The sequence below is a fragment of the Marinagarivorans sp. genome, assembly GCF_982758155.1.
In genome coordinates this window covers 1-6,611 of sequence record NZ_CEXWTU010000254.1, presented here as the reverse complement: position 1 = coordinate 6,611, position 6,611 = coordinate 1, and the positions used below count along the sequence as shown (strand labels likewise).

At 45.8% G+C, this 6,611-nt stretch carries 4 protein-coding genes and 1 pseudogene; 4 read left to right on the top strand and 1 reads right to left on the bottom strand.

All coding sequences use genetic code 11. From position 1 onward, the window contains the following. Positions 1–303: 303 nt before the first annotated feature. The 4 genes from AC3A8L_RS18695 (at position 304) to AC3A8L_RS18680 (ending at position 6,157) form a co-directional block, all read left to right on the top strand. Positions 304–2,814: a TIM-barrel domain-containing protein gene (locus tag AC3A8L_RS18695; RefSeq protein WP_487963794.1), complete on the top strand. Its 2,511-nt coding sequence runs from the start codon at positions 304–306 to the stop codon at positions 2,812–2,814. A gap of 660 nt (positions 2,815–3,474) precedes the next feature. After that, complete coding sequence (locus AC3A8L_RS18690) at positions 3,475–4,290, top strand: PhoH family protein (protein WP_487963793.1); 816 nt, start codon at positions 3,475–3,477, stop codon at positions 4,288–4,290. A 592-nt stretch (positions 4,291–4,882) separates the two neighbouring features. Beyond that, on the top strand, positions 4,883–5,380 hold the full coding sequence (locus AC3A8L_RS18685) for a DUF3592 domain-containing protein (RefSeq protein ID WP_487963792.1): 498 nt from the start codon (positions 4,883–4,885) through the stop codon (positions 5,378–5,380). A 132-nt stretch (positions 5,381–5,512) separates the two neighbouring features. Next, positions 5,513–6,157, top strand: a complete 645-nt coding sequence (locus AC3A8L_RS18680) for an Abi-alpha family protein (RefSeq protein ID WP_487963791.1) — start codon at positions 5,513–5,515, stop codon at positions 6,155–6,157. Positions 6,158–6,420: 263 nt separating this feature from the next. Here the strand turns inward: AC3A8L_RS18680 and AC3A8L_RS18675 are convergent. After that, positions 6,421–6,611, bottom strand: a pseudogene (locus AC3A8L_RS18675) (hypothetical protein); the annotation flags it as partial.

Sequence of the window (6,611 nt, the reverse complement as noted above, 5' to 3'; positions counted from 1 at the left end):
CTATCCCTGCAAGGCCTGACGCTTGAATGCCCAGAAAACAATCAATTCGCCTTTTAGGTGAGCGTCATTTCGACCCTACCTGATTAGTTGCGCCCAGTTAAGGGTTTTATGGCGGCGCATTCCCCGTCACTAGCGACGGACCACTTTCCGCTTTAGTGTGATTCTTGTCACACTTTTTTGTCCTTTGCTGCGTACGGTAGTACAAAGGACGCTGTAAAAACCCGTTTGAGTTCTGATGACGCCCTACAGATAAAAGTGCGGCCATCCTATTGTTGCGCCGCACAACTTTAGGGGAATTTCACCATGTCATACCATTTAGCCTTCAAGCGGCGCTCACCAGCATTGTTGTTTGTGGCGGTACCGTTACTTTTTGCTTGTACGGGCACCGTTGATAAAGGGCAGCCTTCCAGCAGTGCGGCCATAAGCTCATCGGTTGCGGCGAGCGTTACAAGTTCAAGCGCGCTGAGTAGCCTTGCTACACCGGCATCTTCAGTGGCCGCTAGCGTTGCGGTTAGCTCTGTTGCCAGTGAGGCAGGCAGTGCTTCTTCTGCAGCGGCGGCCACTGTTTCAATGTTGACCAGTAATGGCCTTTTTAATGCGGGCAGACAAGATTTTGTCGCCTTTGCTGAAGCGGCAACCGTAAGCTTTGATGGAGAGTTTTCGGTCGCTATCGCCGAAGTGAGCGCTAACCCATGGGATGTGCAGTTAATGCACCCCGTCGCGATCGAGGCGGGCAAGGAGTACACCTTGTGTTACCACGCCAAGGCCGATGCCAAGCGTGATATTAGCGTTAATGTTGATGATGCCGCACCGGACTATGCCAGTTTATCGGGCGGTGCTGTTCAGCAAAGTTTGAGCACGCAATACCAAGCTTTTAGCCACAGTTTCTTTGCTGATGCTACCGATTTAACGGCACGGCTAACGTTCAATTTGGGCGCCAGCTCAATCGGTGTTCAACTCGATAACATTAGCCTTGCCTTGGGTGAAAGCTGCAGTGTAGCGAGTTCGTCGAGCGTATCATCCATGCCTGTAGAGGCAGCCTCTTGTGAGGTTGTGCCGCCAGCGGTCGTGGCGGCAAGCCCTGTTGGCCTAAACCTTAATCGCCCGAAAACAGAGCCTATGATTCCTAAATGGGGCTTAGGCTTTATGCAATCGCAGTGGGGTTATGGTTCGGCAGAGGCTCCATTTGGTTACGATACTCAAGAAGGCTTTCTAAACCACGCGCGCGCGTTACGCGGTTTAGAAAACCCCTATGGCGACCACACTCACCCCGCCGACATTATGGTGCTGGATATGTATTGGTGCGGCGGCACTGTGGGTAACTTTAGCTGTTGGGATTGGCCAAATAACATGAAGTGGGATAATCAAAAATTCCCAGATCCTAAGGCTATGATGGACGAGCTACACGCGATGAACTTTAAGGTCATCATGAACTATCACGCGGGTGGTTTTGAAAGTAATAACCAAGATTGGATGGCGGCCATGCAAAGCCATTTGGATGCAGGTTTAGATGCGCCCTGGTTAGATTTTTGGAGTGGTGGCTCTAAGGCCGAGACGCAAATTTGGAATAAAATGCGTAGCCACTTCGGTGAAGATAAGCGCTTAATGTTTATGGCGCGACACTACACGCTGCCTAATACCGAGAACGCCGAGGGCGGCAAATTTAATGCTGCAGGGGTGTATCAAGACGGCATAGGTATCGAAACCCCACCCAATGAGGACGACATCGAAAAAACCATGCCCGTGCATTGGACCGGTGATGTTGCAGGGACTTGGTTGGGCTTAGAGCAAAGCATCGAAGGCGTAGTGTACGGCCCTGATGGCGCTGTGGGTGGTTGGTCTTATTTGCATACCGATACGCCAGGACACTCGGGTGTGGTTGGGCCGCAAAGTACCGAGCTAGCGCTGCGCTGGATTCAGTTTTCAGACTTTACAACGGGTACCCGTAACCACGGCTGGACACCGCGTGATGTATGGTCCTGGGGTGAAGTGGCCGAGCAATATTCCTATTTCTCACGCATGTTGCGTTACCGTTTGCTGCCCTATATGTACACCTATACCAATATTATTTGGGAAGAGGCCATGCCATTAACGCGCCCCATGAAACTAGCGTACCCCGGGCAGGCTGATCACCTTAAATTTCAATATATGTTTGGTGAAGAGTTGTTAGTGGCGCCTGTGTATAAGTCGGCGGCGGATTTTGGCGGCGTAATGGATGTGTTTTTACCGGCCGGCGAGCAATGGGTCGATTACTGGAATCACACTATTTATAACGGTAACCAAACCATCAAAGCCGATGTGCGCGTAGAAAACCTGAAGCATGTGCCTTTGTATGTGAAGCGTGGTGCCATTATTCCAATGGGGCCAGAGATTCTGTATATCGACACAGAAGTTCACGCAGACCCGCTAACCCTCGATATTTACCCGAAGTGCTCTGGTGCATCGACGTTTACGCTGCATGATGATGATGGCGAAAGCATGGGCTACCAGCGCGGTGAACATGCACGTACCGCCTTTACCGTAGAAAAGTTTGCGCAGCAATTAATGGTGAATGTTGGCGCCAGTGAGGGCGAGTATGCCGGAAAGCCTCAGCAGCAAAATTATTTACTGAAAATTAACTTAATTGATGCGCCTTATAATGCAGTGAAACACAACAATGTGGGCCTAGCTTACGTCGAAGATTTCAATGTGTTATTGGGTGCGCAAGCGAAGGCGGGTACTTGGGCGCTGGATGCAGAACGCAAGATTTTATACGTGCGTTTTTCTACTGCAGTAAACCAGTCGAATAAAATCTTACTTGAGCACTCGTTGTAAAATTGCACAAAAAGGGATTCTTTAGGGCGCTTCGGCGCCCTTTTTTTTGGCTGAAAATAAGGCAGTAGAATATTAAATGGAATAACGGTGCGGGCTTTTAGTGATGCTTTTAATCTAACAGGGCGATTGAGGTGGGGCGGAGTCGTTATTTAAAGCAAATCAAAAATAATGCCAAGCTAGTTCGTTAAAAGAAAATAGCCGGTGAATGAAGGAACTTTAGGGGGTAGGGAGGGTGTGGAATTTTTAGTGGTATTAAAATTCCATAGCGCGAGTTTGTGTTACTTAGCAGTCTAGCCCATCATTTTGCCGCTGTCTGCAAAAAAATAAATTAATTTAAAAATATGCTTGGCAAGTTTTTAAATTTGTTTCATAGTCAGTTTAAGGCTGCAGGCAACGCAAGCTTAAGTGCTACATAAGTAATACATAAGCGCCAGTCGGTATTTATTGATGTATACAGGCTGGGGGCGATAAGTGGGAGTCTATTAGCGGTTTAATAGAATTGTCATTGAGTCGTGTTAATTGTGTTGCCCGTGGAGGGTAATGAAAAAGTCGGGGCAATTTATTGTTCGGCTTAAATTTTAGAATACGGATGCACAGTCAGAAGATAGAAAGTTTCAAATTAATTGGTGATTAACCTATTTTTTTCGGAGAACACAATCTATGGCCAAGCGATCAAGCGCAAAACGAAATACGGCTTACCAAGCACACAATTCACACAATAGTTCTGGACGAGGAGGCCAGCGTAAAAAAGGTACCAAGCACCAAAACCTTCCCGGCTTAGAAAGCGCCGAGATCTTTGAGCTAAACGCGAGACAACAAGTCTCTACCGCTTACGCTCCGCAACAAGATCTACAACCTTTGCGCCCTCGTACTAAAGCCCAAAAAGATTACATTCACGCGATTAAAAATAGCAGCCTAACATTTGGCATTGGCCCAGCGGGTACGGGTAAAAGTTATTGCGCGGGCGCACTCGCGGCCGAAGCCATGCAAGACGGCCAGATAGAGCGCATTATTATTACGCGGCCAGCGGTGGAGGCCGGCGAAAATTTAGGTTTCTTACCCGGCGATATAGACGAAAAGTTTGCCGCCTATATTGATGCCTTTCGCGATATTTTAAATGAGCGCTTAGGTGCCGGTACCGTGAAGTATTTAATGCGACACGGTCGAATTGTAGCGGCGCCCTTGGCTTATATGCGTGGCCGCACTTTTAAAGAGGACACCTTTGTTATTCTTGACGAGGCACAAAACACAACCCCCTCGCAAATGAAAATGTTTTTAACCCGTATTGGTGAAAATTGTAAAGTGGTAATTAATGGCGATATCAAACAAAGTGATATCAAAGGCCCCAACGGCCTAGGCGATGCGATAAAACGTTTGGAGGGGTTGAATAGCGTCGCAATACACGCCTTCGGTCGTGAGGATATTGTACGCAGCGGCTTGGTGCGTGCGGTTATTGATCGCTATGAAATGGACTAGGTATTAAAGGTCTATTTAAGGGAGGGGTAACCCGCCTTTAAATTATCGGATAAAAAGCTAAGTGCTCTGTGTGCTTAGCTTTTTTTGGTTGGTGTAATATTGGGTAATATTTTATTTGTTGGGAATGGTGTAGGGTTTGGGGGTGGTTGAGCAGTGTGGCGCGGCGGTATTGGCATGCACCTCTGGGGCACGCTGTGAATACTTCTCGGCAATCGCTCCTCGACATTATGCTCCTGCAATGTCTAATAATAGGCTCCTGCCTAGATGCATTGCCCTAACATTTGCGTCCCTGCAAAAGCCTGTAAGCTCTGCACAAACGTCCTGTTTGTGACAGCCCCAAAGGTGCATACCGATACCTGTTTCTGAGCGTGGGTCATTACCTGTAAATGCTTTGAGGTGTGATTAGGTTGGAGTGTTTCGTGAATCCAAACAGCGACCTACTGCCGAAAGGCTAGGGGGGCAAAGAAGTGATTATTGAAAGCTGTGTTCATAAGTGCCTAAATGTAGACACAAGCTTGATGTTGGGAAATGGCTATATTTAGCCATTTAGGTATAGTTGTGGACATAAAGGTCTATATGTAGACATATTTCTATGTGTGACCATGAGCGTGAATCAAATGTTATAACACTAGAGGTCGAGCTTATTGACAGTTACTTATTGGTTGCCCTAATTTTTTGGTTGATTACTGTTTTAGTAAATTTATTTAGGTTGTACCCTGCGATAAGATCTAAATATTGGAATCAGAAATATGCTGACATACTGGATTTTAAAGTTAATAAGGTCAGTGATGAAAATAGAGTCTACTACTCTGTAGGGATTCGGTATCAATTTTCTATTGATGGGATTGTTTATGAGGGTAGTAACTTTAGCTACCGCATTCATCGTTTTGTTAGTGAATCGAGCATAGAAAAACATATGCTTCCCTATGTATCGGGTGAGAAGTTACTAATCAGCTATAACTCTAGAAACCCCAAAAGTAATGTAATGGAAGTTGGTCTTCGTAGGGAAGATCTTGTAATGTTAATATTGTTGTTACCATTGTTTTTATTTATAGCATTTATAATTGGTGCATCAGTTCTAAATAATTAGTTATAACCAAGCCATCATGCTGACAGCTTTTCCGTCGCTTATTTTTGTGGCGAAAAAGACTGCCACAAAAAAATCAACTACAAAGCTGCCGCATATGGCGGCGTTAAACATCCATTATCAATAAGGCTTCTCATGGGTTCCATTGAAGAAATAGCAAAAAAAATACCCGGTGAGGTTTACGTAAGAGCAGCAGCGACTACTTTCGTAACTTTTGAAAAGCTAGTTGCGCCAATCACTGAAACAACTGATGGTCTTGGGCGCTATATTAAACAAAAGTTTGACAATATGGTCGAGGTTGAAAAATCTCTGGCACTGCATGCTTTAGAGCGTGCGGTAGACCGCTCAACAATGATTAAAAACATTGATCACCCAAAAAGCTTTGTAAGGGCTCTCGAAGAAGTATCACAGGAAACCGATCCTCTTCTTAGTGAAATGTGGATAAATTTATTATCTTGCCAGCTTTCTAACAACGCAGTGAATCCTGGTTATGTATCAACCCTGTCTAGTTTGGGGCGCAACGAAGCCATCCTTTTGGACTCGATCACATCTAGACGAGAGTACTCCACAGAACACCAGTATGGCGGTCAAGACTTAGTGGATGAATGGGTTATGTACCCCAATTCCAAACCTCAGGCTTGGAATACATCCTGCGCGCTACTGTGTCAATTAAGGCTGGCAGACGTAATAAACACACCAGAGAATAAGAGCCTTAGGATGTTGGTTAGAAGTCGTGCAGGAGACATGTTTTTAAATGCTGTAAAAGGCAACAATGTATAACAAGGCAAGGCAATCTGACAGCTTACTCTCCACTTGTGTTTGTACGAGAAAAGCATCGCACCAATAATAATGCAGGACAGGCACTCTAAAAAAATAAAGACACCCACAATTAAGTAAAAACACTAGAGTTCGCCTACTTTCAAGAATTTTTCGCCCATAGGCCAAAAACACACAACAACCCCAACGCTAATGCCTTGGGGTTATTTATTGACGCAGGAGTGATGGATGTTAGTGCCGCAGAAATGTAATTGAAGTCGCTGAGGCTAAGCGGCGCGCCTTTTCCTGCGCTTAGCGAACAAAGCTTGGTAGTGTTGTTCAAAATGCTGCGTTTGTAGCAGCCAAGCATCAATATCGATATTTAATCGAGCAAGTATCGGTGGAAGGTTTTCGCTGATTGCGCCACGTTTATCGTCGCGGATAATTCGCCCCGTCCAGTCAACCAAATTAATATAAT

What these genes read in the sequence shown, in the direction of transcription:
- AC3A8L_RS18685 (WP_487963792.1), top strand. Translation starts at nt 4,883, where the DNA reads ATGTGTGACCATGAGCGTGAATCAAATGTTATAACACTAGAGGTCGAG.
- AC3A8L_RS18690 (WP_487963793.1), top strand. Translation starts at nt 3,475, where the DNA reads ATGGCCAAGCGATCAAGCGCAAAACGAAATACGGCTTACCAAGCACAC.
- AC3A8L_RS18695 (WP_487963794.1), top strand. Translation starts at nt 304, where the DNA reads ATGTCATACCATTTAGCCTTCAAGCGGCGCTCACCAGCATTGTTGTTT.
- AC3A8L_RS18680 (WP_487963791.1), top strand. Translation starts at nt 5,513, where the DNA reads ATGGGTTCCATTGAAGAAATAGCAAAAAAAATACCCGGTGAGGTTTAC.